Below are 26,274 nucleotides of genomic sequence, written 5' to 3'. Positions count from 1 at the left end.
GGTTCCCCACTTGGTTTGGAAAATTCTGTGACAGCGGGGATCATTAGTGCCAAAAACCGCCGCTTACAGGTTGCGAAGCGAATGTACGAAGAAATTTTTCAGACGGATGCTGCGATTAACCCAGGAAATAGCGGAGGTCCACTCATTAATTTGAATGGGGAAGTCGTTGGTCTCAATGCATTCATCATTCAATCGAGCCAATGCTTGGGCTTCGCCATTGGGATTGACGCCCTTAAAATGCAACTGGAGCAATACGTATTCAAGTGAGAAGCAAACGATTCAACAAAAAAACCCCGTCTAGGAGGACGGGGATTGCTTCTCTAATGCAATAAGATATACATTTGGACCTTCTGTGTTGATTTGTTCTTCTGCCTGTTTTAATTGTTGCAGCTGAGCGGCCGTAAGCTGTGCGATAGGCAGTTCACTCAAACGATTCTGTTCCATACGCGTCATTCCTCCATTGTGTCAGACTCACGATCGTAGTCTGCCCAGCTTGGAGAATATGTATTTACGCAGTGAGATCAAAAGCTTTGGCAATCGCAGAACACGAACGCTTGCAGAAAACGATGGGCAGCTCGCGATCTTTGGCTTGGTTTTTCACCGTTTTGGCCAAGTTGTGATTGACGAAATCAGTCAACACCAAAATCATGTGGATACCAGCCGGAATTTTCACTCCCGTTTGCGAGCTTTTCCGTCCAGTTACGTGGTGAATATCCTTGAAGCCTTGCCCTTGCAGAAATTCGATAATATTGCCCAGGCGATCTCCGCCAATTACTAAAATAGATGACATAACTTGTTACCTCCTTAAATTTAGGTGCTTGCAGGATTTATGTTTTCTTCTCAGAATGCGCTAATTGATAATGAATATCACTCTTATTGATAAATATTATCATTCCCAATTGCCTTTGACAATACTCTCCATGATAACTTTTTTGTCAAAAAACAAAACTAGAAACGAAGCCGATAAGCAAAGCCACGGCGCTCTAACGTTTCTGCCCCCTTTTCCAAATTGCACCGCGCCATATTCTTCGTAATCATAGGAAAATGTACATAGGTGTTGCCCGGGTGTTTTTTCCAACGGTATAATGAAAAAATAGATTGTGAATGAGGAGGTGGCGTAGGGTGCAAGAAATTACACAGCTGCACGCCATTTTTGATCGCACCAGAGGTTATATCAACAGCTTCATGGGCGTTATCCAGCCGATTATCGACGCGGCAACGGACGAGCATACTCGTCTTTACTACCATCATATTTTGGAAGAAGAAGAACAGCGTATGGGTCGCTTGCAGGAATTGGTTCCCTACCTGGAGAAACTGTCCTCAGGAAAAAGCCTGGATCAGCTCAGTGATCGCGACCTCTCGCAAATGCTGTCTGATGTGAATCTGGAACGTTTTGGACTGCACAATTTCCGCGAGCATCTGGAGCTGTCTCTGTATGAATTCAAGGATGACGAAACACGTCAGCTCCTCGATGGCATGCGTGAAAAGACGCATACAGACTATTTGACAGTCAAAGAGATCATGGCAAACATGAGCCAACGATTCTCTGACGCGGCTCATCCTGATCTCACTGATCACGATGAGGGGCACGACATTCACCAGGTAGATCATTTGAAAGCTTCGGCTTCCGCTCCTCACGGTGTTGCTTCCGTGATCAAGCATTCCGCCCCTGCAGTTTCTGGCAAAAAAGGGCTGACAGTTGGCAGCTTGAAAGGAATGTAAAGAACCGGAAATCCTGAAATGACATGGAGGTTACACGATGGACAAGCTTCGTAAATACCCAGACTCTCCCTTGACGACTGAAGAATGGAACCAACTGGACGCAACTGTCGTTGACATGGCTCGCCGCCAACTGGTAGGACGGCGTTTTATCGATATTTATGGACCATTGGGTGAAGGTATCCAAACCATTACCAACGATGTATATGAGGAATCCCGTTTTGGCGGTCTCTCCCTCCGGGGAGAATCACTGGAGCTGACACAGCCTAGCCGCCGTGTCAGCATGACGATTCCGATCCTGTACAAGGATTTCATGCTCTACTGGCGCGATGTTGCCCAAGCACGCACACTGGGCATGCCTTTGGACATGAGCGCGGCTGCAAACGCAGCTGCTGGTGGTGCATTGATGGAAGACGATCTGATCTTCAACGGTGCTGCGGAATTCGACCTACCAGGCCTGATGAACGTAAAAGGCCGCCTCACTCATCTGAAGAGCGATTGGATGGAATCTGGCAATGCATTTGCCGATATCGTGGAAGCGCGCAATAAGCTGTTAAAAATGGGCCACAGCGGTCCGTATGCACTGGTTGTTTCTCCTGAGCTCTACTCTCTCTTGCATCGCGTGCACAAAGGCACCAACGTGCTTGAGATCGAGCATGTTCGCAATCTCGTTACAGATGGTGTCTTCCAATCTCCTACCATTAAAGGCCGTTCCGGCGTATTGGTAGCGACTGGCCGCCACAATCTCGACCTGGCGATTGCAGAAGACTTCGACTCCGCATTCCTCGGAGACGAGCAAATGAACAGTCTGTTCCGTGTATATGAGTGCGTTGTATTGCGCATCAAGCGTCCAAGCGCCATTTGCACCTTGGAAGAAACAGAAGAATAGGAAGCTCTTTGACACACCCATTAACGACGCTCGTTATGGGTGTGTTTTTTCGTCCTTGAAATATGTAACAGATCACTTATAATAAGAACGTACGTTCCAAACTTTCGGAACAATCTGACACAAATGTCGTTAGGGGGCTTTTTATGAGATGCGAGGTCAATGGCGTCAACCTTTATTACGAGGAGATTGGAAGCGGTTTTCCTGTCGTGATGATTCACGGTTTTTCACTAGATCACCGTTGTATGACAGGTTGTCTGGAGCCAATTTTTGAGAAACATCCGGGATACCGACGACTTTACATAGACCTGCCTGGAATGGGACAAACGGAAAACTACGAACATATCCACACCACGGACGATATTTTAGAGGTTGTCCTCGCGTTCATCGATCAACTCATTCCAGGTGAGCCCTTTTTCCTTGCAGGTGAATCATACGGCGGATATCTTGCACGAGCGGTTATCGAGAAGCACCGGGATCAAGTGAAGGGCGCCCTTTTCATCTGCCCGAACATCATTCCTGATAAACAGATGCGCACACTGCCGGATAAACCCCTCTTAGTAAAGGAGCCTTCTCTCTGGGAGCAGTTGAGTGAGGCGGAACGAGTGGAGTTTGAGTCGATGGCGGTAGTCGCTACCGATTATACGTGGAACCGCTATAAAAAAGAGATTGTCGACGGCTACATGCTGTCCGACCCTTCTTTCCTCAGTAAAATCAGACAGTCATACGGCGTGTCCTTCCCATTGGATACGGCCCCCTTCCCCCACCCGAGTCTTTTTGTTGTGGGCAAACAAGATCATTCAGTCGGCTATCGCGATATTTGGGATATCATCGAAGGCTATCCCCGCTCTTCATTTGCCGCACTCGATTGTGCCGGACACAACTTGCAGATTGAGCAGCCGCTTCTGTTTACAGAGCTTGTGAATGAATGGCTGGATCGGGCCCAAAGAGAGCTCTCCCTGTAAACATGCATGAAAAAAGACAACCAGCTCCATGAGAATGGTTGTCTTTTTTCTTCCATTAAACATTTGTCACCAAAGATTCGCTGTACGCATGGAATGCTTTGCCCAGTCGTGAAATGGCAAGCTCTGTGTCTTCCCGGTTCAGAAGTGTATAGTTTAAGCGCATCGTATTGAATTGCGGCTCTGCTGCATAAAACGGCTTTCCTGGTACGAATGCCACGCCTTCCTGTACGGAGCGGGCCAGCAGCTTCTCTGCATCAACGTGCTCTGGAAGATTCACCCAGAGGAACATCCCGCCCCTTGGTTTTTCCCACTGTACACCCTCCCAGTTTTGCGCAACCAAGAGCTCATGCATCCATTCCATGCGCGCCTTGTAGGACTCGCGGATTTTCTCAATGTGACTCTCCAGATCAAAGCGGGACAAAAGCTCATACAAAGCGTACTGATCAATTGTGCTCGACTGCAAATCAACAGCTTGCTTCGCCTTCACCATCATTTGAATCACGCGTGTATCTCCAATGGCCCATCCAGTACGCAAGCCTGGCGCGACAATTTTGGAAAAGGTACTGGTGTACACCACACAGGAATCAGTCGGATGCTCATCCAGTGAGAAAATCGAGCGATACGGTGCTTCCCCATCGAATTGGATCTCTCCATATGGATCGTCTTCCAGAATGAGAATGTTTTGGGCCTTACATTGACGAAGCAATCCGAGACGGCGTTCGAGGCTCCATACCTTTCCTGTCGGATTGGCAAAGGTAGGAATGACGTACACCATTTTCGGACGATACTGGGCTATTTTTTTCGCCAGATCGTCCAGATCCATCCCATCGGCATCACCGTCTACGGGAATCGCTTTGATTCCCCGAAATTGGAACAACTGAACGGCTGCCAAATAAGTAGGGTTTTCTACGAGAACGACATCGCCTTCGTCTAAATATACACGGCACAACAAGTCTACTGCTTGCTGAGAGCCCGTAGTGATGATCATATTATCTGAACCGACGTTCATATGCTTTTGCTTCATGCGGGATGCAATCCACTCACGAAGCGGCAAGTAACCATCAGTCAATCCGTACTGAAGAGCTTTTGCTCCTTGTTCGAATGCGCGGTTGAACGCTTCGCGCATCTCTGCGATTGGAAAAGAATCCTCTGCTGGCAGTCCACCTGCGAGCGAGAGCACTTGATTGCCTTGGGTCAGCTTCAAGATTTCCCGGACAGCCGAGGAGGATAGTGCTTCAACAGATTTTGAAAATGAGTACTCCATGTTCCGTTCCCCCTTGATTTTGCTTATCCTTGTTTTATCACTCTCCCTCTCGTAAGTCCAATCCTTGGTAGCTATGAGTGGATAGGTTTTGACTATGTCGAGCGGTTGTTCAATCGTTAGTCTTGACACACTTCATGCAAAAAACCCCTCTTCGTATCAAACGAAAAGGGGTCCATATGTATGGGCTATATCTTCCTAGGCAATTCGGAACACACGTGGTTTCTCTGTGTGTGGGAGGAAAGAGAGGTCTACATGCGCGGACGCTTCTTCCATACCAATATCGCTTGCCAACAGTAACGCCTCTTCCTGGAAGGTCGGCGTACAGCTGCCTTCATTCAGTTCACAGAGACGCTTCAATCGCTTCAGTCTCTCTGCGGACTTCTCCACTCTCATGCATTCGTTCGTCAGCTCACAAACGTTAACGTGACGAGCATCAGCGATCATGCTGATATCATTCACATGGACAATCAGTCTTTTGCCTTCTTCTGTTACAAATCCGATCGAGCAAAAATGCGCACCTGACATTTCCAACCGAGTGAGAACAGCATTGGCGTAAACTTCTCCAGTCCGCAAGCGAATCTGGCCTGCTTCAATGGCTCCGCCGATTTTCCGCTCGTTGGCGATCACCGTATACATATCCGTGTAACCGTTAATCTGATAGCGCATGGTACCCTCCCGCTCTCGCTGAGACTAATTATCATTAACAACAATGACATCGTATAATGAAAATCATTATCTGTCAATAATGAGAATGATTTTTATTCTAGAAGAAAAAACCACACTCCATTTATATGGTAGTGTGGCCAATTTGACTCGCTTTTATTTGGTTTTCGTAAATAACCCTAACCGCTCAATCCGTTGGACCGCTTCTGCGAGACGATCTTCATTGGATAACAAAGCCGCTCTCACATAGCCCTCACCTGTCGGACCAAAGCCATTTCCCGGCGCTACGACAACATGCGCTTTTTCCAAAAGCAGGTCAGAGAACTCCACGGATGTGAAGCCGCTTGGAACAGGAAGCCAAGCAAAAAACGAACCTTGTGATGGTGGAGCCTGCCAGCCAATCCGATGCAGATTGGAGTACAAGGCATTGCGGCGGCTTTCGTAGACAGCCACGAGGTCGCGAACGCACTGCTGCGACTCCGTCATCGCTTTGGCTGCCGCCATCTGTACCGCTCCGAACAGACTGACGAAGTAATGGTCCTGAATGAGATTGATCAGACGAACCAGCTCGCGATTCCCTACCATGGCACCAACACGCCAGCCTGCCATGTTGTACGTTTTAGACAACGTATAGAATTCTACGCCCACTTCTTTTGCTCCCGGAACCTGCATGAAGCTGACCGGCTTTTTCCCGTCATAGCTGATCGCCCCGTAGGCGAAGTCGTGGCAGACGACGATTTCATGTTTTCGCGCAAAACGAATCGTTTCCTCATAAAACTCGAGTGGTGCGTTGACTGCTGTCGGATTGTTCGGATAGTTGAGAAACATCAGTTTCGCTCGATCCAAATCAGCTTGGGAGAGCTGGCTGTAGTCTGGCAAGAAGTCATTTTCCGCCTTCAGCGGCATCATGACCATCCGTCCGTTTACGACAGCAACCCCCGACCAATAATCCGGATAGCCTGGATCTGGAACCAGTGCAACATCGCCTGCGTTCATGAGTACTTGGCAAATCTCTACGAGTCCGGTTTTGCTGCCGAACAATATCGCTACTTCTTCCTCCGGATCGAGGTCCACATCAAATTCTTGCTTATACCAATGAGCCACTGCCTGCTTCAGTTCCACGCGTCCCTGAAAAGGCGGATATTTGTGATGGAGTGGTTGTGCCGCTTGTGCCTGTAATTCCTCAATAATGTGCGGCGGTGTCGGCAAATCGGGATTGCCCTGCCCCAGGTTAATGACGTCATGGCCTTGCGCAATGACCTTGTTTACTTTTGCCACCAGGGTCGCAAAAAACTGGGTAGGGAGTCGATCAATCATGTCGGAGGGTTGAATGCGCATCTTTCTTCCATTCCTTTCTTGGGGCCCAATACAGTAAAACCCCCTTTTTCCATACAGAAAAAGGGGGAGATCAGCTTGGTCACGTCCTTATCTGTCAGGAAAAAAATCCTGCTGGAATTGGCACAGCATCTGTCCATCACATGGAACAGATCCGCTGCCGGGCTTCATAGGGCCAGTCCCTCCACCTCTCTGAATAAGTCAAACACACGGAATATACTGTTTTTTCGTCTATATCATACTACTTGAGCACGTATACCGTGTCAAGATGCTTGATTCTGTACGGGTACTTGATGCCTTCTTTTTTGAAAAGAGGTGTGGAAGGCAAAGAATGCGACAGACACCAACGACAAGCCTGCCATCACGAACAATAGTCCCTGCGCATGAATCGATTGGAAAATGAATGCGCCAAGCAATGGTCCGAGCATCCGTCCAGCTGATCCAGTCCCTGCAATCAGCCCTTGAATGAAGCCTTCTCGTCCCTCTGGCGTAAACTGTGCAGCAACAGCCGGCACCGCTGGCCACACGAGCATTTCTCCCAGCGTCATGATGAACATGCCTGCCACAAAGCCTGCATAAGCCGTTGATTGAGACAAAATCAGCATCGACAAGGCAAAAATATAAGCGCCCAAGAGCATTTGTGCCTTTAGCGTACGGGCAAAGCGTCGAATGACCCACGCAATCAACGGCTGACCGAACAGGATCAAGCCGCCATTCAGCGTCCACAACAGACTGTATTGACGGAGTGTAATGCCCAGGGATTGCATGTAAGTCGACAGCACCGTCGTCCACTGTACATAGACAATCCAGCTAATTAATAGCCCCCCGCATAATAGCAGCAAAGCCCCCCATACCACCTTTGACTCTTGCTGTGGTTGTCGCAGCACATCACCAGTTGCTTGCTCAGGCATGCTTTGTCCAGTCGTCGAGTTTTGGCTTTGTTGTTCCACCCTTTTTAACTGACGCGGCAAAATGAGCATGAACATGGCGAGAACGACCACTTGCGAAATGGCATTACCGAAAAACGTCCAGGCAAATGACACACTTGCCAAGAAGCCGCCCAACGCAGAACCGGCAGCTACCCCCACATTGAGGGAGACATAAATCAGATTGATTCCTTTCCGTCCTCCGTCCGGCCATAACACTACGGCCAGTGCATTCATCACAGGAGAAAGTGTTCCGTAAAAAAGTCCATTCAGCAGAAGCAAGGCAACATAAATCGTAAAATCTTGCGTAACACCTAAGCCGATCGATATCAGAATAACGCCAATGGAACCGACAATGATGGTGCGCATTTTGCCCCAGCGGTCAAACATCATCCCGCCGACAATACTCCCGATCAAGAATGCGCCTTGATTTAAAAGCAACAAGAAGCCGGCTACAGTCAGCGGCTTTCCGAGATGGTTGTGAATATAGATCGTGACTAGCGGCCAAATACACGCCATTCCGGTAGAAAAAATGACGGCAGCAATCGCCAATAAACGAATGCTGCTCGGATAGGATTCCCACTTTTGCCTCATGCCTTACTTCTCTCCCCGATGGAAATCGCCGCTTTTTCCGCCTGTTTTGGATTGCAGACTGGTTGGACCGATTATCATTTCTTTATCCATGGCTTTGCACATGTCATACACCGTCAAAGCCGCTACGCTGACAGCGGTCAACGCCTCCATCTCGACGCCTGTTTTCCCTGTCGTCTTCACGGTTCCTGTAATCGCAAGCGTCGTTTCATCTACAAAAGCAAATTGTATGTCGATGCCAGTCAATGGCAGCGGATGACACATCGGGATGATTTCCCACGTCTTTTTGGCAGCCATGACACCTGCTACCTGCGCAACGGCGAGTACATCGCCCTTTTCGATTCGACCTTCGCGGATTCGGGCGAGGGTTTCGGGTTTCATGCTGATTTGGCTCTCGGCTACAGCCACCCGTTTTGTGACGTCCTTTTCAGACACGTCCACCATCCGCGCTCGATTTTGTTCATTAAAATGTGTTAATTGATCAGCCATACTCGCATCGTTCCTCCTCTATCTCCTCCTACCTTACTCCCGCCGCTGGATAAAAGCAATGGGAATGTAGAGGACTTGTTTCGTTATCTTGCTCATCCACTCCTTAAAACGTACGAAGAGCAGGTGCTGGAGGTTATACTGTGCGTACACAGTTCAAAGGAGGCGTATGGAAATGGAAACGATGAAGGATCAGACGGTACGTTGGTCAATGCTAGTGCATGGTGATTGGACCATTTATTTGGCTGCTACGGCTGCCGGGCTTTGTTATATTGGCTCGGTCAACCAGCCTTTTGCCGAATTGGAATCGTGGGTTAAAAAGCATCGCCCACAAAGTGCATTGGTGCAAGACGATCAATGGCTAAAGCCTTTTACAACAGAACTGATGGAATATTTGCAGGGAACGCGCGAGCATTTTTCCATGGATTGCGACCTGTCTGGAACGCCTTTTCAGCTCGCTGTCTGGGAGGCACTGCGCCAAATCCCATACGGTCAAACGGCATCGTACACCGACATTGCGAACATCATTGAAAAGCCTGCTGCTGTTCGTGCTGTCGGTGCCGCAATCGGTGCCAATCCGGTTCTCATTACAATCCCTTGCCACCGCGTTGTCGGTAAAAACGGTTCACTAACTGGCTATCGTGGTGGATTGCCCATGAAGACAACTCTGCTTGATTTGGAGAAAAAGACGAATCGGAGTGTGAAGCATGGCTAAATCGGTGACAGAAAGGATCGCTGCACTTGACTGGCATTCCATACAACAGGAGCTGGACGAACAAGGGTATGCTGCTTTTCCTTCCTTAATAAGTGCAGATGCGTGCAAAGAATTAATCGCTACGTATGGACAGGATGACCTTTTTCGCAATACGATCCAGATGGCACGGTACCGTTTCGGTGAAGGGGAGTATCGTTATTATCAGGCGCCCCTTCCCTTGCTCTTGCAGGAGCTTCGCGAAGGCTTCTATCCAATGCTTGCGCAGACTGCGAATCGGTGGCTGGAAATGCTTGGACGCGAAGCCATCTATCCTGCCACCCTCCCTGAATTTTTGGCGCAATGTCACGATCAGGGTCAGCTACGCTCCACTCCATTGATTTTGAAATACGAAACGGGCGGCTACAATTGTTTACACCAGGATATGTACGGGGAGGTGTTCTTCCCGTTTCAAGTGGTTTTTGCCTTGAATCAGAAGGAGACGGACTACAGGGGCGGAGAATTTCTGCTGATGGAGCAACGGCCGCGCGCGCAGAGCCGGGGACATGTGATAACCTTGGAGCAAGGCGCTGGCCTGATTTTCCCGACATCCTATCGTCCTGTGCAGGGAACGCGAGGCTACTATAAAAACACACTGCGCCACGGTGTCAGCACGATTACCTCGGGCACGCGCTACAGCCTCGGGATTATTTTTCATGATGCAAAGTGAGGAACGCCCAATATGAAAAGCATCCTTTCCTATAAAATGCCGAAAACCCTCCTCAATAAAGGAAGCGGATTTCTTGCGGATTACACCCATTCGCTCAATCCGTATACGGGCTGTTCTTTCGCCTGCTCCTATTGCTATGTTCGGCAAATGCCTGTCTCTTTGTTTCGCAACGAGCAATGGGGCACGTGGGTTGACATTAAGCAGCAAGCTGCCGACTTATTGCGCAAGGAGCTAATGCGGGCAAAGAAAAAAGGAAAGGTGACCATCTTCATGTCTTCGAGTACAGACCCTTATCAGCCCGTCGAACAAACGGAAAAGGTAACGAGGTCTTTACTCGAAGTCATGGTAGAGAATCCACCCGATTTTTTGCTGGTGCAGACGAGAAGCCCCTTGGTTTGGCGGGATGCCGATTTGTTGCTCCTGCTGGGGGATCGCGTCCGCGTCAGCATGACTGTCGAGACCGATTTGGAGGAGATTCGCAGGCACTTTAGCCCACAGGCTCCCCCCATTCAAGCGAGACTCAAAACACTCCAACGCTTGGCGGAAGCAGGCATCCCTACACAAGCAACAATTGCCCCTGTTTTACCTAGCAGTGAGTCATTCCCGGAGATTTTGCGCCCCTTGGTCACACGTGTCTGTGTCGACGATTTTTATATGGGAGATGGCAGCGGCGGTAACCGAACGAAAAGAAACGGCATACCCGCACTCTATGAAGAGCTTGGACTGGAACAATGGTATGATCCTTCCGCCTATCGAATCGTCTATGATCGGCTAGTACGTATTTTCCCCCCGGATCAGATCTATTTGAGTCAGGAAGGCTTCGCCCCTTAGAAGTAACCGCTGATTGTAACACCCCATTCATTGGCAACTTTGATCGGTTTATGATATCGTCTAGCCTAGAGAGTAGTATCATCCAGGGAAATGAGGAATTATCTTGACCATTACGATCTTGTTATTTGCCGGACTCGCTGAACGTGCGAATGCCCGGGAAGTACAGTTGACCCTATCTGAAGGCGCGACCGTTAGCGATCTTCTGCAAGCAGTGGAAAAAGAATATCCTGCGCTCTCTGCGCTTTTAGGCAGTTGCTTTGTCTCCATCAATCATGAATATGCAGCGAAAAATCAGATCATTTCAGCCGCAGACGAGATTGCCCTCTTACCTCCTGTAAGCGGCGGAGAAGAAGACCCGCGCTTTGCCATTACCGAGGAGCCGATTTCTGCGGACAAGCTCGTTCGTCTGGTGAGCAACCCGCATGCAGGCGCAATCCTTACTTTTGTCGGAACTGTTCGGGAATTTACCCATGGTCAGCGCACCGTGTATTTGTCCTATGAAGCTTATGCCCCTATGGCTGTTGAAAAAATGAAGCAGGTCGCAGCAGAGATCGAGGAACGCTGGCCGGGAGCGCATGTCGCGATGCACCATCGTATCGGTCATTTGGCTGTGGAAGAGATTGCGGTTGTTTGTGCCGTTGCAACAGCGCATCGCAATGAATCGTTTGAAGCAGGCCGTTATGCCATCGAGCGACTTAAACAGATCGTCCCCATTTGGAAAAAAGAAATGTGGGAAGATGGCAGCGAATGGAAGGGACATCAGCAAGGACCATGGAATCCGCTTGCGATGCCAGAAGGAAAGGTGGAGTAACGCCTTGGATACTCGCTATTCCCGTCAGATATTGTTTCATCCAATCGGGCGCAGTGGACAAGAAAAGCTCGGGCAAAGCCGTGTAGCGATCGTCGGCATGGGAGCGCTCGGAACCGTTCTTTCCAATCATATGGTCCGTGCTGGAGTAGGTTTTGTCCGCATCATTGACCGCGACTTCGTCGAGCCGAGCAACTTACAGCGTCAAATGCTCTACGACGAATCCGATGCAGCCGAACATTTGCCAAAAGCAATCGCCGCTCACGCCAAGCTGACAAAGATCAACTCAGCCGTCACCATCGATCCGATTGTTGCAGACCTCACCGCTTACAATGCGGAGGAATTGCTGGCAGATGTCGATCTTGTTCTGGATGCGACGGATAATTTTCAGGTGAGATATCTCGTGAACGATGTTTGCGTTAAACATAGCATCCCGTGGGTATACGGTGGCGCCGTGAGTGCGACCGGAACATTTACCGCGATTCGACCGGGGATCACACCTTGCTTGCGCTGTCTTTTCCCTGAAGCGCCGAACCCGGGTGAGATGCCTACGTGTGACACGGCTGGCGTCATCGGACCAATCATTCACATCGTCGCCTCCTATCAGGCAACCGAAGCATTCAAGCTGTTAGTAGGCGCAACGGATGAGCTCAATCCGAATCTGGAGCACTTTGAGATTTGGCATAACCGCCATCAGCAAATCAAGGTGGTCAATGCCCGCCGAGACGACTGTCCGACATGTGGGCACAAGCAATTTTCGTTTTTGCAGCCGGATACCCAGGATGGACAAGCCGTTTCGCTTTGCGGTCGAGACACCGTACAAATCTCGCCCGCCACTGCAATGACACTTGATTTGAATGCATTGGCTGATCGACTTTCCCCTTTGGGACAAATCGAGCAAAACAAGTTTTTACTGCGTTTCCGTGTTGATACGTACACGCTCGTCATTTTCCCGGATGGTCGCGTACTCGTGCAAGGCACAGATGACATCAGCCTGGCACGTTCGCTCCATGCCAAATATATCGGCGCGTAACTGGTTACTCGTCATGAAAAAAGCTGTCCCAGACCGTCAACCCGGACGAAGGGGCAGCTTTTTTATGCTGATTGAACAAATGTAATCGTAAACGTGGTACCTTTCCCGACTTCACTCTCAACGGCGATTGTGGCATGATGCAAATCGATTATTTTTTTCACGATTGCCAGGCCCAGGCCACTGCCCGAATTGGCTCGGTTCCGCGATGGGTCCGCCTTGAAAAACCTTTCGAAAATGCGCTCCCGATTTTCTTTGGATATCCCGATTCCCGAGTCGATTATTTTCACGAGCACTTCTCCGTTTACCGTCTCCAGCTTTACGCTAATTTTCCCGCCTGCCTCCGTGAATTTGATGCTGTTGCCAAGCAAGTTGGTCCAGACTTGACTCAGCATATCTTCGTCGGCGACGATTTCAACTTTTTCCAAGTCTATGTCCATTTCAATCTCTTTCGCCATCCATTGCGGCTCGCATGCGAGGATGATTGCGCGTAGCTGCGTGTCCAACCGATACGGCTTCCGCTCCAACTCATGCTGGATGCCCTCTAACGCAGTGAGCTTAAGCAGGTTGTCACTGATCTTGGACAACCGTTTGCTTTCCGACTCGATAATCTCCAAGTAACGATGACGCTCTTCTGGGCTTAGTCTTTCATTATGCAGAGCCCGAGCAAACCCGCTGATCGACGTCAAAGGCGATTGAATTTCGTGGGAAACATTGGAGATGAACTCCTGCCGCAGCTTCTCCATTTCATTTAATTGCTCCGCCACGTGGTTGATGCCATCCACCAGCTCCCCCCATTCGTGCGCCAGCTTGATATCGAGATTGACCCGAAAATCCCCCATGGCAATCCGTCTGAGTGCATCAATCAATGGTTGAAACCTGCCTCGATGCCTTGGCATAGTGAAAAAAGAAATGATCATGCCTACCCCAATGAACAATATGCAGTTCAAAACGGAATGGACCAACACTTTTACAAAATCATTGGGATGATAGTCCATATAGCCATAAAAGAGCGAGGTAATCGCGTATGCACCCAATCCGCACAAGGCAAAAACAGCACATATGCCCACCACGCCTACGAGTTTCAGCAAAGCATGGGAATGTTTTTGTCGCCTCATTTTCATACAACAATCTCCAAACGATAACCAAGTCCCCGGACCGTCCGGATCAAAAAGCCGTACATCGCTTCCGGAAAACGCTCTCGCAATCGGTTGATATGCACGTCTACCGTACGCTCATTTCCTTCAAAATCATAGCCCCATATTTGTTCGATCAGCTGCTCGCGGGAAATGGTCTGCCCGGGATAGCTGGCGAGTTTGAACAACAGCTCGAACTCCTTGAGTGGAATGGTCCATGTTTTCGTCCCACTGGCGACTGCAAACGTTTTACGATCAAGTAGCAGCCGCCCTGCTTGAACCTGATGCGAAGCGGCAATCCGGTAACGCTTGAGCAGCGCTTTTACCCGGACGACCAGCTCCTGCGGATCAAACGGCTTCACCAAATAATCATCTGTCCCTAGCTCGAAGCCTTTGATTTTTTGCGACGTCTCACCCTTTGCAGTCAGCATGAGCAAGGGAAAATCATAATACTTGCGAAGCTTTCGACACAGCTCCCAGCCGTCCATGTTCGGCATCATGATGTCAAGAATCACCAGTTGTGCGGCAACCGACTCCAATTTGTCCAGTGCCTCCTGTCCGTCTGCGGCTTCCACTATCGTAAAGCCTTCATTGCGCAAGAAGACGCTGACGAGCTCGCGAATATGCGGATCGTCGTCGACTACCATAATCGTGGTCACGTTTTACACCCTCTCTTTTACGAGCAATTGCTGACTAGCCAATTCCCGGTACATTCCATGTGTTTGAAAAAGCTCTTCATGTGTACCCATTCCTGTGATTTTTCCCTTTTCCAAAAAGATGATTTGATCTGCTTCCACCACGGTCGACAACCGATGGGCAATCACGAGGGTGGTGCGTCCCTTCATCAAATTTTGCAACGCCTTCTGGACGATCATCTCGGAATTGCTGTCCAAGCTAGAGGTCGCTTCATCCAGCATCAAGATTTGCGGGTCCCGAAGCAGTGCTCGGGCAATGCCGATTCGTTGGCGTTGTCCTCCTGATAGCTTCATGCCTCGCTCCCCTACTTCTGTCTCATAGCCATTCGGCAATTCTTCAATAAATTGATCCGCATAGGCCATCTCTGCTGCTTGCTTCAGTTCCTCGTCACTAATCGTCCGTGAAATCCCGTAACAAATATTTTCTCGGATGGTTCCGGCAATCAATGGACTTTCCTGGGACACGTAGCCGATTTGGCTTCTCCACGACTTCAAGGAAAAATCTGTGATGGGATCATTGCCCAGCCTAATTTCTCCACTCAGTGGCTGGTAGTACCTTTCAACCAGGGAAAACAACGTCGTCTTGCCGCTGCCACTCGGTCCGACAATCGCATTTACTTTTCCGGCCCCAATCGTAAAGCTGACATCATCGAGTATCGTTTCCCCGTTCTCATACGCAAAGCTCACATGGTTCAAATGAATGGGCAGGCCAGCATTTTCAAGCGTCCGTCCTGTCAAAAGATCTTCTTCTTCGGCGTCCAGTGTCGCAATGATTCTTTCAGTTGCCCCCATGGCTTTTTGCAAGGAGGTGAAAAACTGTGTGAATTGCCCCAGCGGTATGACAATTTGCACCAGATACAAAATAAATGCGACCAGCTCACCAGCTGTCAATGCTCCCGTGGACACGCGCATGCCACCATAGCCGATCACAACCACGAGCAGCACCATCAGGATAAAGGACATTAACGGTCCAATGACCGCTTGGACTCTTCCTTCTCTCAGCCCGAATCGGAATAGATTCCCGATTGCCTTTGTTCCCATTCCCAGTTCGTGGGTTTCGGCATTGGAAGATTTGACGAGCCGCATCTCTTGGAGCACTTGATTCATAATCGTCGTAAAGCTGGCGGTCTCATCTTGCAGACCTTTCGAAATTTTGTACATTTGACTGCCAAGCGGTATGAGAATCCCGATGCACAGCGGCACAGCAACGAGCATGGTTAACGTCATTTGCCAATCGAGGTAGAGCAAAGTCACCACAGAACCAATGATCGTGATTAATCCTGTGAAAAAGCTGGACAGATGATCACTAATCAGGCTTTTCACGACACCTGTATCGTTGGTCATTCGACTGATCGTCTCACCAGTCCGGTTGCTATCATAATAAGAGATCGGCAGGATGAGCAGCTTTTTCCAGAGTCTTTCACGGAGTGAGGCCACCACACTCTCGCCGACATGATTTAATAAGTAGATGGACAGCCCTCCCGCAATGGCCTGTGCGATAAAGGCAACAATCAAAAGAATGATTTGTGGTGTCGTGATCGTAGATAGGGAAAAGCTGTCCACCAAATCCTTCGTAAACAGCGGAATCACTAAGCTCACCAGCGTGGTGGCGATGCTCATGAACAACGCGACACCGATTTTTAGCTTGGATGGCTTTGTTTCCCTTATTAATCGAAAGAAAGGCCGCCAGTTTCCCCATTTCGCTACACTATTGGTTTGTTCCATTCGTTCATTTCTCCCCTTTTTCCTCCACTCATTCACTTCCAAGTGATAAGATACTGCATGAATGTAAACGAAATATAAACGGGATAATATTGAAGTGCGTGCAATTTTCTTCTTTCTAGTAAGAAGACGTTCGTGATCCAATTTTCTTTACCTATGATTTTTGTATATAAATGATGAATTTGGGGTAGAAGCCGGGAAACAAATCGTATATAATAGGTTCGTAATGAAGAAACGAAACAAAGTTTCATCAGATGAAACTCCAAGTTATTATAGGGAGGTTGTATACATTGGCTAACAAAGATGCTTACAAAGTAAAGTCTTCCCTGCAAGTAGGCGACAAGTCTTTTGCTTACTATCGCCTGCAAGGGTTGGAAGAACAAGGATTGGGCGATGTTTCCAAACTGCCGTTCTCCATTAAAGTTCTGCTCGAGGCTGCTGTCCGTCAGTTCGACGGCCGCGCGATCACGAAAGAACACGTACAACAATTGGCGACCTGGACAAAAGGCCGCGACGAAAACCAAGAAGTACCTCTCATGCCAGCTCGTATCGTTCTTCAAGACTTCACCGGTGTACCGGCTGTAGTTGACTTGGCAGCGATGCGCATCGCGATGAAGCGCGCTGGTGGAGATCCAAAACGAATCAACCCGTTGGTTCCAGTTGACCTCGTTATCGACCACTCCGTCATGGTTGACGATTTCGGTAACGCGTCCGCTCTGGACAACAACATGAAATTGGAATTCGAACGCAACCAAGAGCGCTACCGCTTCCTGCGTTGGGCACAAACTGCGTTTGACAACTTCCGTGCGGTTCCTCCAGCTACTGGTATCGTTCACCAAGTAAACTTGGAGTACCTCGCAACTGTAATCGCTACTCGTGAAGTAGATGGCGAATTGGTTGCTTTCCCTGACTCTCTCGTAGGTACTGACTCCCACACCACTATGATCAACGGTCTTGGTGTTCTTGGATGGGGTGTTGGTGGTATCGAGGCAGAAGCAGGAATGCTCGGCCAACCTCTGTATTTCGTAACCCCAGAAGTAGTTGGTTTCAAACTGACTGGCACACTGAATGCTGGTGCAACTGCAACTGACCTCGCTCTGACTGTTACACAAATGCTGCGTAAAAAAGGCGTTGTAGGTAAATTCGTGGAGTTCTACGGACCAGGCCTGTCCAACATCTCGCTGGCTGACCGCGCTACCGTAGCAAACATGGCACCTGAGTACGGCGCTACAATGGGCTTCTTCCCAGTAGATGCTGAGACACTCAACTACATGCGTCAAACCGGTCGCGAAGAAGACCTCATCTCCTTGGTTGAAACTTACACCAAAGCACAAGGCCTCTTCCGTACTGACGAGACTGTTGACCCAGTATTCTCCGAAACATTGGAACTGGATCTGTCCACTGTCGTACCTAGCTTGGCTGGTCCAAAACGTCCTCAAGACCGCGTAGAACTGACTGCTATGAAGGAATCCTTCAATAACAGCCTCCGTACGCCGATCGACAAAGGCGGATTTGGTCTCTCCGAAGAGAAAATCGCAGCTAGCGCACCAGTTGCTTATGCAAACGGTGAAAAAGCTACGCTGAAAACTGGTTCGGTTGTAATCGCAGCGATCACTTCCTGTACCAATACATCAAATCCTAGCGTAATGCTGGGTGCAGGTATCCTGGCGAAAAAAGCTGTGGAAAAAGGCCTGAAAAAGCCTGCTTTCGTAAAAAGCTCCCTGGCTCCAGGTTCCCGCGTAGTTACGCAATACCTGACTGACGCTGGTCTGATCGACTCCTTGGATGCTATCGGATTCAACGTAGTAGGTTATGGTTGCACCACTTGCATCGGTAACTCCGGTCCATTGCCAGAGGAAACCAGCAAAGCTATCGCAGACGAAGATCTGACAGTTGCAGCGGTACTCTCCGGTAACCGTAACTTCGAAGGTCGTATCCATGCACAGGTAAAAGCGAACTACCTCGCTTCTCCTCCATTGGTTATCGCCTATGCACTGGCAGGTACTGTAGATATCGACCTGGCTACAGAGCCAATCGGCACTGGCAAAGACGGTCAACCTGTATTCCTGAAAGACATCTGGCCAACTCCACAAGAGATCGCAGCTGCAATGGACAAAGCGATGAATCCTGCTCTGTTCCGCGCTGAGTACGGCCAAGTGTTCACGCAAAACGAAGCTTGGAATAAAATCGACGTTCCAACTGGCGACCTGTACGAGTGGGATGAAAAATCCACGTACATCCAAGAGCCGCCATTCTTCCAAAACCTGGCTGGAGAAATCGCTAAAATCGCAGACATCAAAGCAGCGAACACCATCGCACTCTTCGGTGATTCTGTGACAACTGACCATATCTCCCCAGCTGGTAACATCTCGCCAACTAGCCCAGCAGGTCTGTATCTGCAAGCTAACGGCGTAGAACGCAAAGACTTCAACTCCTACGGTGCTCGTCGTGGTAGCCACGATGTAATGATGCGCGGTACATTTGCAAACATCCGTATCCGCAACCAAGTAGCTCCTGGAACTGAAGGTGGCGTAACCAAATACTTGCCAACTGACGAAGTAATGTCCATCTACGATGCTTCCATGAAGTATCAAGCAGACGGTACTCCACTCGTTGTACTGGCTGGTAAAGAGTACGGTACTGGTTCTTCCCGTGACTGGGCAGCAAAAGGTACATTCCTCTTGGGTATCAAAGCGGTTATCGCTGAGAGCTTCGAGCGTATCCACCGTGCTAACCTGGTTGGTATGGGCGTTCTGCCTCTGCAATTCGCTGGTGACCAAAGCTGGAAGTCCCTTGGCATCGACGGTACTGAGTCCTTCAACATTGTGGGCCTCTCCGATGATGTTCAACCTGGCCAACGCGTAAAAGTAGAAGCGACGAAGAAAGACGGCAGCACTTTCGAATTCGAAGTAATCGTGCGCCTCGATTCCATGGTAGACGTAGACTACTACCGCAATGGTGGTATCCTGCAAACGGTTCTGCGTCAATTGCTGGATGAAGGTAAACCAGTAACTGCGTAAGCAAACGAATAAAAAATAAGTTCGTATCAGCACCCACCCAACGAAAAGAGCAGACTCCGAGAATTCGGCAGTCTGCTCTTTTTTTACGTTTCCAACCAGACGCATGATTGTCGTTGTGGTTGTCGTTTGCAGGATCACCGATGGCCTGCTTTTTGTTTTCTCTTCCTGATGGGCCACGCTTAAGTGGGAGATGCGGTGAATACGCATGGAAGAGGGAAGTGTTTCCCAGAAAAAGGGAGGGATTCGTGATGAAACAGTTGTTTCGCGAAACCTGGATTGAGGTAAATCTCGATGCCATCAAGAAAAACATTCGGGCGATACGCCGGCATATTCCTGAACAGACGAAAATCATGGCGGTTGTAAAAGCGAATGCCTATGGACATGGTTCTGTCGGAGTAGCACGCCATGCCCTCGAGTACGGGGCTACTTCCCTCGCAGTCGCCATCCTGGAAGAAGGCATCGTCTTACGAAAGGCGGGCATTGTAGCACCTATACTCGTGCTGGGATTCACTCCCCTTTCACGTATCAAAGAGGCGGTCGCCTGGAATATTGAGCTGTCCGCGTTTCAGGCCGATTGGATCAAAAAAGCAGATAAAATTGTCAAATCAACGGCTTTCTCCAATCGTCTAAATATCCATATCAATGTAGACACCGGCATGGGCCGATTGGGCGTACGAACAAAATCTGGGTTGCTTTCAGTCGTAAAAGCGTTAACGTCAAGCTCTTCCCTTGCATGGACCGGAATCTTCACTCATTTTTCCACTGCGGATGAGCCTGATCAGAGATTGACCAAAGCGCAACACGAGTTATTTGTTCAGTATCTTCGCTATCTGAAGGAAAAAGGGTTCGAGCTTCCGACTGTACACATGTGCAACACCGCTGCTACCATTGCTTTTCCCGAATTCAGTGCCGATATGATCCGCCTCGGAATCGGCATGTACGGGCTGTATCCATCCGCTTATATCCGACAACTCAATCGTGTGAAGCTCGTTCCGGCTCTCAGCTTGAAATCGCGCTTCTCCTATGTAAAGACAATGCTGACGCCACCGTTTACCATCAGTTATGGTGCTACATACATAGCAAAGCGCGGAGAGGTCATCGGGACGATTCCAATCGGTTATGCCGACGGTTATTCGCGCGCACTCTCTAACCGTGGATTCGTCCTCTATCGAAGCAGACGGTTGCCGATCGCGGGGCGAGTGACGATGGATCAGATGATGGTCAGCTTGGGAGAAGGCGGGAATGGAAAGCAAGGCGATGAGGTCGTGATTTACGGAAAGCAAGGAAACCTCGAGATTCCTGTCGATGAGATTGCCGAAATGCTCGGGACGATCAACTATGAAGTCGTTGCCACCCTCAGTAATCGCATCCCTCGCTTGTTTTTTGAAAAAGGGGTCGTTGTAGAGATCTCTCATCTGTTGCCGGAAGGTTAAATGGGGCAGGCTTGGAGAATAATTTTTCCGCGAAAACAAAAAATAAGGAAAACCAAATTCGCAAAAAAAAGGAATGGAAACATGAAGTCGCGATTCACATACACCATCCTTCTCCTGTTGGCGCTGAGTCTGACTGTGATCAGCTGCAAGCCAGACTCAGCTTCCCAAATTCGTCCGCATAGCCTTAAGGCTCAACCCTTAGCTGAGAGAAATGAATCACAAAAGCCTGTCCTGCTCATTCTCATTGATTCGTTAATGGACAAACCACTGCAAGAAGCGATCCGGCAAGGCCGAGCTCCCGCTTTGGGTTATTTGCTTGCAAACGGGCGCTATTACCCGCAAGTTGTGAGCTCATTTCCCACCATGTCGGTAACCATCGACAGCACCCTCCTTACAGGGACGTATGCCAATGAGCATCATGTACCGGGATTATCCTGGTTCAGCAACAAGGAAAAGCGGATGATTTATTACGGGTATGGTCCCAAAGAGGGGCTCAAGATCGATCAGCCACAAGTGCTGCTAGATATCCTTCATCAATTAAACCTAGCCCAGCTCAATCCGCATACGAAAACCATTCATGAAGAATTGGCGGAAAAAGGCAAGGATACCGCCTCCATCAATGCGATTCTATGGCGAGGCAAAACGCCGCACTCCTTACAAATCCCCCGTCTCATTGATTTCGGCACACGTTTGCCGAGCGAGATAAATGTGACCGGACCCAAACTGATGTCGTATGCGGCATTTGCCCAGCTTGATCCGAATCAAAAGAGTGAAAAGCGCATTTGGCGAAAATACGGGATGAATGATGAGTTTTCCGCGCAGGAGGCTGCCTATCTTATCGCCCACAAGAAGCTCCCCCCTCTAACCATCACCTACTTGCCGGAAAATGATATGGAAGTACATAAGAAAGGACCCGCTACGATCGAAGGGATTGAAAAAGCGGATAAGGCACTTCAAGGCGTATTCGATGCATTTGGCTCGTGGGATAAGGCAATCAAAGAAGCGCGGTGGATCGTCATGGGGACAGTGGCCAGAGCGCTGTTCTGGATGATCGCAAGGCCGCTACCATTGACTTGCGCAGCTTATTGACCGACTATCAAATAGCCAAAATCAGTAAGCCTGTCACCCCTGCTGACCAAGTCGTGATTTCGACCAACGAACGAATGGCCTATATTTATGCCTTAGACTCGCGTATTCCGTTATCCGATATTGTAAAACGCTTGCAACGTGAACCTAAGCTGGACATCATTGCGCGTAAGGAAGACGAAAAGATTGTCGTAACAGCAGGCAAAATCAGCCGACAGTTTTCCTACCAGCCAAACGGTCCCTATACTGATCCATATGGTCAAACATGGACCTTCGATGGTGATCCGCGTCTGCTCGATATGACCATCAAGAACAACCGGATCACGTATGGGAAATACCCGGACGTTTTGGCGAGGCTCTACGGTGCGCTGAATTCGCATGAAGGCAGATATGTGGTCGTTACTGTTCGGCCTGGGCATGAGCTCATTACGGAAAGTTCTCCAACCCATATCGGCGGAGCGGCACACGGTTCCTTGCACGAGGTGGACTCACTCGTTCCACTGGTAGTAACCGGGACCACCACGGGGCCGAAAACTTTGCGTATCGTTGACTTGAAAGACTGGCTGCTGCGCCTGACAACCGAATGAGTGAGGCAACTATTTACTGATGAGGAGGAATGATGCATGGATCAACGGAGCTTTGAACAAATTTATGAAGACTACAAAAATGCTGGAGAACAACAGGCGATCCAGGAAAACGATGATAACAGTCCACTGACGAATACAGGAAAAGAGCAAATCGTGGCCGTCAGAAAAAACGACGATGGAGACTTGATCGCCTTTAAAACAGACTCCGGTCGTGAGCTCGACTATATCACTGCACTCAACGACGCAAAGGCTGGCAAGTTGGCTCATGTAGACGTGTTTCATAAGTATGGGAGAGACATTCTGCGGAGTGAGCCAGACGGGATCAAGGAAAACAATTTGGATCGTCTTCCTGACTTTTGACGGCAAAAAGGTCGCCCACAGCAGAAACGGGGCGACCTTTTTGTATCGACGCGTATTGGATTAGTGGATAAACTTTCCGGTAATCGATTCTCTCGTAGCAGCTACTTCTTTTGGCGTTCCACTCGCAACCACGTTCCCTCCAGAGGTCCCCCCTCCTGGTCCCATATCAATCACCCAATCAGAAGCAGCGATCAGTTCTGTGTTGTGCTCGACCATAATCACGGTATTTCCAGCGTCGACCAATTTGCTCAAGAGTACATGGAGCTTCTCGACGTCAATCGGATGCAATCCTGTCGATGGCTCATCCAGTAGATACAGCGTATGCCCTGTCGAAGATGCACTCAGTTCCCTAGCCAGCTTCAACCGTTGTCCTTCACCACCAGACAAGGTCGTCACGGACTGTCCCCATTGCAAGTAGCCGAGTCCTACTTCACACAGCAGGATCAGCAATTGCCTCATCTTCTTTTGCTCGTTGAACAGGGAGAGGCTCTCCTCCATACTAAGCATCAAGATATCGGAAATGGTATAGCCTTGGTACGTTACCTCCAAGACCTCTGGACGAAATCGTTTTCCGCGGCAATCCGGGCAGACGACCTGCAAGTTGGATAGAAAATGCATGTCCACTTCCACTCGCCCCAGTCCCTCGCAGCGCTCACATCTTCCGCCCGGCGTATTGAATGAAAAGTGCTTGGCATCCAAACCACGCTTTTTGGCTGCTGGCAAGGCAGCGTATATTTTCCGCAACAGCGTATACAAGTCGACGTACGTGGAGACATTGGAGCGTTGCATGCGTGATAGCGGCGACTGATCCACTGTAATGACGCTTTGAATGGCTTCGAGTCCCGTAATCGCACGGCATCCTGCTGCTTTTCCGGTGCGCTTCTCGGCAGCCGCTGCCAGCAAATCGTAGACGAGTGTCGACTTACCCGAGCCAGAGACACCTGAGACTGCTACCAGCCTTCCCAGTGGGAACGATACCGTCACATCGCGCAAATTGTGCAACGTTGCCCCTTCAATCGTGATCCACTCACCTGTTCCGTTGCGCTCTTTGGACGACAGTACTCTCTGTTCTTTCAAGTAGCGGCCTGTGACAGAATGCGGTTGGTTCAGCAATTCTTTCAGCGAACCTTGCCCGACGATTTCGCCGCCAAAACGTCCTGCTCCTGGCCCCACATCAATCACGTGATCCGCTTCTTGAATGACTCGTTGGTCATGCTCGATGAGCAGCACCGTGTTGCCCAAATCACGCAGCTCCTTCATGACCTTCACGAGTCCATCCGTGTCCTTTGGATGTAGACCTGAGGTTGGTTCATCCAGCAAATAAAGAACGCCAGTCAAGCCAGAGCCGAGAATGGAAGCGAGCCGCAATCTCTGTGCTTCACCGCCAGAAAGGGAGATGGCCTGTCGATCGAGGGTCAAGTAGCCCAGCCCCACATGGATGACGCGCCTGATCTTGATGAGCAAATCATGTAGAACAGCCTCCAAAATCGAGTCTCCTTCACGGGCAGCTCGTACATGCACACTCTCCACCCAGTCCCCCAGCTCCTCCAACGAGCTCTTCGATAGGCTCGGCAGTGTCCTGCCTTCGACTGTAACGAGCCGACTCTCCTCCTTTAACCTCTCACCATGGCAGTCGTGACAAGGTTGGGTCAGAAAGTAAGCAGCTTCACCAGATTGTCCATCTTTTTCTCTATATCGTTGCCACATGCCTGTGATGACACCTTTAAACCTTCCCTTCCCTACCGTTTTCGGGGGCTGAACAGAAGGGAAGTGTTTAGAAAACTCCTCGCTCTCCACGCCATATTTGAGCAGATCCCACTGCGCTTCGTTGTACGCGTTCAATGGCAGATTCATCGGCAAGCCGTAGTGTTTTCCTGCCGCCGCAAGCACGCTAGCCTGATATTCATTAATCGCCTCGTACCAAAAAGTAATAGCTCCTTCCCGAATGCTCTTTGTTTCATCAAACACGGCTTCCACATCAATATCGACGACCGTTCCCAATCCACTGCAAGTCGGGCAAGCACCTTGGGGGGTATTAAACGAAAAATCTGCTTTGGTCAGAGGGAGATGGACATAGGCACATACCGGGCACGTGACGACTTCTGTTTCTCCCCCATTGGCAGGAGGTGCTATTGGTGCGTGACACTTCTGGCATCGTCTCTCCCCCTTCTTTTCATAGACTGTCCGCAGATAGGTATACATGTCTGTGACGGTTCCAACTGTCGATCTGGGATTACGGTTGGTCACATGTTGACTGATCGCAATGGAGGGAGACAGTCCTTCGATCGAATCCACACGAGGCTTCGCTAGTGATTCAGATGACATTCCACTGGACTCCATATATTGTCGTTGGCATTCTCGTTGCAGAATATCAAGTGCTAGCGTCGATTTACCCGATCCAGATGGTCCGGTTACCACTACGAGACGATGCTTGGGAATCTCGAGAGAAATGTTTTTCAAGTTGTTTTCTCTTGCTCCCCGAATGCGAATCAAGTCTTTCATGCAAAAAACCTCCTTCATGATTGAAATGTCAGTCCCTTTCAATAACGAAGACTGACCTGCATGATCAACTTTACAACATTCATGCAAGTGCCAAGGTTATTGCAAAAATGCCCCTTTGACTACTGTTAGAAACACGAAGCATTACGTCAGGGAGCTTTAATGTTTTTCTCGAACAAAACGGCCCTCTTCTTCCTTAGAGCTTGCAACAGTTGGACGATTGGTCCAATGCTGCATCGCTCTAAAAGGAAGAAAGGGCCGCTAGTTTGCAACAAAAATATAATAGCTTCTGAGGTATCTTCTCTTATTGTGTAGGAGTAGGAACCGCTGGCTCATTCTCACCGCCCAAACGGCGGCGTGCCGTCTCCCTTTTTCCCACTGCCGGTAGATGCTCACCTGCCTTGGCCAATCCCCAGACAGGCATATTTCCGTAAAGACATTCGTATTTTCCCGCATCGACCAAGTACGTCTCGTGAAAAATCCCCACCGTTCCATCCGTTCCAACCGCTTGGTTGAACTTCCTCCACGCGCTCAGATGATTGTGGCTTTTTCTTGCATAATTTTCCAGATGCTCATAGGACCGCCAGTACTGGATTTGAGTGATTTCACGCAGATTAAAATGCGAAGTGTGACCTAACAATCCGAGCTCCGGGTGCTGATACAATTCTCGCATCATGCCTCCCATGGCGTTGGCTACTGGCATCCACTTGTGAACCGCAAGCATACGGTTGATTCGCATCCCGATGATAAATACGACGAAAGGTCCTTCCATTTGTGCTGTAAAACGCCCCGGAACTACTTTTGCCATCCG

General features: G+C 49.4%; 24 protein-coding genes, 1 pseudogene and 1 riboswitch. Of the genes and pseudogenes, 13 read left to right on the top strand and 12 right to left on the bottom strand.

All coding sequences use genetic code 11. From position 1 onward, the window contains the following. Positions 1 to 267 (top strand): S1C family serine protease (locus tag HP568_RS23670; protein ID WP_256434955.1); only part of this gene is annotated, 267 nt, incomplete at its 5' end. 30 nt (positions 268 to 297) lie between these two features. On the opposite strand, the gene HP568_RS23665 is transcribed toward HP568_RS23670, so the two are convergent. Then, positions 298 to 444: a hypothetical protein gene (locus tag HP568_RS23665; RefSeq protein ID WP_017250462.1), complete on the bottom strand. Its 147-nt coding sequence runs from the start codon at positions 442 to 444 to the stop codon at positions 298 to 300. A 64-nt stretch (positions 445 to 508) separates the two neighbouring features. Further along, positions 509 to 790, bottom strand: a complete 282-nt coding sequence (locus HP568_RS23660; RefSeq protein ID WP_007721245.1) for a DUF2325 domain-containing protein — start codon at positions 788 to 790, stop codon at positions 509 to 511. Between the two features lie 332 nt (positions 791 to 1,122). Here HP568_RS23660 and HP568_RS23655 point away from each other — a divergent pair, with 332 nt between their 5' ends. The 3 genes from HP568_RS23655 to HP568_RS23645 all read left to right on the top strand — a co-directional run bounded on the left by HP568_RS23655 (position 1,123) and on the right by HP568_RS23645 (position 3,570). Then, a complete protein-coding gene (locus tag HP568_RS23655; RefSeq protein ID WP_048034009.1) occupies positions 1,123 to 1,722 on the top strand; it encodes an IMEF encapsulin system ferritin-like cargo protein in 600 nt (199 codons plus the stop codon). Between the two features lie 37 nt (positions 1,723 to 1,759). Beyond that, positions 1,760 to 2,608, top strand: coding sequence for a family 1 encapsulin nanocompartment shell protein (locus HP568_RS23650; RefSeq protein ID WP_173630405.1), 849 nt, complete (start codon positions 1,760 to 1,762; stop codon positions 2,606 to 2,608). 143 nt (positions 2,609 to 2,751) lie between these two features. Beyond that, the gene (locus HP568_RS23645; RefSeq protein ID WP_173630404.1) at positions 2,752 to 3,570 is read left to right on the top strand and encodes an alpha/beta fold hydrolase; all 819 of its coding nucleotides are present in this window, start codon (positions 2,752 to 2,754) and stop codon (positions 3,568 to 3,570) included. A 55-nt stretch (positions 3,571 to 3,625) separates the two neighbouring features. On the opposite strand, the gene HP568_RS23640 is transcribed toward HP568_RS23645, so the two are convergent. From HP568_RS23640 to moaC, 5 genes are all read right to left on the bottom strand, one after another. Beyond that, positions 3,626 to 4,834, bottom strand: coding sequence for an aminotransferase-like domain-containing protein (locus tag HP568_RS23640; RefSeq protein ID WP_173630403.1), 1,209 nt, complete (start codon positions 4,832 to 4,834; stop codon positions 3,626 to 3,628). A 195-nt stretch (positions 4,835 to 5,029) separates the two neighbouring features. Continuing rightward, positions 5,030 to 5,500 carry a hypothetical protein gene (locus HP568_RS23635; RefSeq protein ID WP_047071893.1) on the bottom strand — a complete coding sequence of 157 codons (471 nt, stop codon included), beginning with the start codon at positions 5,498 to 5,500 and terminating at the stop codon, positions 5,030 to 5,032. A 153-nt stretch (positions 5,501 to 5,653) separates the two neighbouring features. After that, a complete protein-coding gene (locus HP568_RS23630) occupies positions 5,654 to 6,835 on the bottom strand; it encodes a pyridoxal phosphate-dependent aminotransferase (protein ID WP_048034012.1) in 1,182 nt (393 codons plus the stop codon). Positions 6,836 to 6,919: 84 nt separating this feature from the next. Continuing rightward, positions 6,920 to 7,035: riboswitch (SAM riboswitch) on the bottom strand. Positions 7,036 to 7,095: 60 nt separating this feature from the next. Next, positions 7,096 to 8,352, bottom strand: a complete 1,257-nt coding sequence (locus HP568_RS23625) for an MFS transporter (RefSeq protein ID WP_173630402.1) — start codon at positions 8,350 to 8,352, stop codon at positions 7,096 to 7,098. A gap of 3 nt (positions 8,353 to 8,355) precedes the next feature. Beyond that, positions 8,356 to 8,838, bottom strand: coding sequence for a cyclic pyranopterin monophosphate synthase MoaC (gene moaC, locus HP568_RS23620; RefSeq protein ID WP_173630401.1), 483 nt, complete (start codon positions 8,836 to 8,838; stop codon positions 8,356 to 8,358). Positions 8,839 to 9,010: 172 nt separating this feature from the next. On the opposite strand from moaC, the gene HP568_RS23615 reads away from it, so the two are divergent. From HP568_RS23615 to HP568_RS23595, 5 genes are all read left to right on the top strand, one after another. Continuing rightward, positions 9,011 to 9,550: a methylated-DNA--[protein]-cysteine S-methyltransferase gene (locus HP568_RS23615; protein WP_173630400.1), complete on the top strand. Its 540-nt coding sequence runs from the start codon at positions 9,011 to 9,013 to the stop codon at positions 9,548 to 9,550. Beyond that, a complete protein-coding gene (locus HP568_RS23610) occupies positions 9,543 to 10,256 on the top strand; it encodes a 2OG-Fe(II) oxygenase (protein ID WP_173630399.1) in 714 nt (237 codons plus the stop codon). Before HP568_RS23615 ends, HP568_RS23610 begins: the two co-directional genes overlap by 8 nt. A 12-nt stretch (positions 10,257 to 10,268) precedes the next feature. Continuing rightward, positions 10,269 to 11,087, top strand: a complete 819-nt coding sequence (locus tag HP568_RS23605; protein ID WP_048034016.1) for an SPL family radical SAM protein — start codon at positions 10,269 to 10,271, stop codon at positions 11,085 to 11,087. A 103-nt stretch (positions 11,088 to 11,190) separates the two neighbouring features. Continuing rightward, entirely contained in the window at positions 11,191 to 11,898 is a 708-nt protein-coding gene (gene moaD / locus HP568_RS23600) for a molybdopterin converting factor subunit 1 (RefSeq protein WP_173630398.1), read from the top strand. Positions 11,899 to 11,902: 4 nt separating this feature from the next. Beyond that, positions 11,903 to 12,928 (top strand): ThiF family adenylyltransferase, encoded by a 1,026-nt coding sequence (locus tag HP568_RS23595; RefSeq protein ID WP_173630397.1) that lies wholly within the window; start codon positions 11,903 to 11,905, stop codon positions 12,926 to 12,928. 62 nt (positions 12,929 to 12,990) lie between these two features. On the opposite strand, the gene HP568_RS23590 is transcribed toward HP568_RS23595, so the two are convergent. From HP568_RS23590 to HP568_RS23580, 3 genes are read right to left on the bottom strand one after another with little or no spacing between them, the layout of a single operon-like run. Beyond that, positions 12,991 to 14,049, bottom strand: a complete 1,059-nt coding sequence (locus HP568_RS23590; RefSeq protein WP_173630396.1) for a sensor histidine kinase — start codon at positions 14,047 to 14,049, stop codon at positions 12,991 to 12,993. Further along, the gene (locus tag HP568_RS23585) at positions 14,046 to 14,720 is read right to left on the bottom strand and encodes a response regulator transcription factor (RefSeq protein WP_173630395.1); all 675 of its coding nucleotides are present in this window, start codon (positions 14,718 to 14,720) and stop codon (positions 14,046 to 14,048) included. Before HP568_RS23585 ends, HP568_RS23590 begins: the two co-directional genes overlap by 4 nt. Positions 14,721 to 14,723: 3 nt before the next feature. After that, positions 14,724 to 16,481 (bottom strand): ABC transporter ATP-binding protein, encoded by a 1,758-nt coding sequence (locus HP568_RS23580; protein ID WP_173630394.1) that lies wholly within the window; start codon positions 16,479 to 16,481, stop codon positions 14,724 to 14,726. Positions 16,482 to 16,768: 287 nt separating this feature from the next. Between HP568_RS23580 and acnA the strand changes: the two genes are divergently transcribed. From acnA to HP568_RS23560, 4 genes and pseudogenes are all read left to right on the top strand, one after another. Next, positions 16,769 to 19,498 carry an aconitate hydratase AcnA gene (gene acnA / locus HP568_RS23575; RefSeq protein WP_048034021.1) on the top strand — a complete coding sequence of 910 codons (2,730 nt, stop codon included), beginning with the start codon at positions 16,769 to 16,771 and terminating at the stop codon, positions 19,496 to 19,498. A gap of 248 nt (positions 19,499 to 19,746) precedes the next feature. Further along, entirely contained in the window at positions 19,747 to 20,931 is a 1,185-nt protein-coding gene (gene alr / locus HP568_RS23570; protein ID WP_173630393.1) for an alanine racemase, read from the top strand. Positions 20,932 to 21,012: 81 nt separating this feature from the next. Next, positions 21,013 to 22,604, top strand: a pseudogene (locus tag HP568_RS23565) (alkaline phosphatase family protein). Positions 22,605 to 22,640: 36 nt separating this feature from the next. Continuing rightward, positions 22,641 to 22,964, top strand: a complete 324-nt coding sequence (locus tag HP568_RS23560; RefSeq protein ID WP_048034023.1) for a DUF3892 domain-containing protein — start codon at positions 22,641 to 22,643, stop codon at positions 22,962 to 22,964. 60 nt (positions 22,965 to 23,024) lie between these two features. Here HP568_RS23560 and uvrA read toward each other — a convergent pair whose 3' ends face one another. Both uvrA and HP568_RS23550 read right to left on the bottom strand, forming a co-directional pair. Further along, a complete protein-coding gene (gene uvrA / locus HP568_RS23555) occupies positions 23,025 to 25,466 on the bottom strand; it encodes an excinuclease ABC subunit UvrA (RefSeq protein WP_173630392.1) in 2,442 nt (813 codons plus the stop codon). Positions 25,467 to 25,767: 301 nt separating this feature from the next. Next, positions 25,768 to 26,271 (bottom strand): DUF4188 domain-containing protein, encoded by a 504-nt coding sequence (locus HP568_RS23550; protein ID WP_173630391.1) that lies wholly within the window; start codon positions 26,269 to 26,271, stop codon positions 25,768 to 25,770. Positions 26,272 to 26,274: the final 3 nt, after the last annotated feature.

It is taken from the genome of Brevibacillus sp. MS2.2, from assembly GCF_013284345.1.
GTDB lineage: Bacteria > Bacillota > Bacilli > Brevibacillales > Brevibacillaceae > Brevibacillus > Brevibacillus brevis_C.
This window is presented reverse-complemented; position numbering and strand designations above follow the sequence as displayed.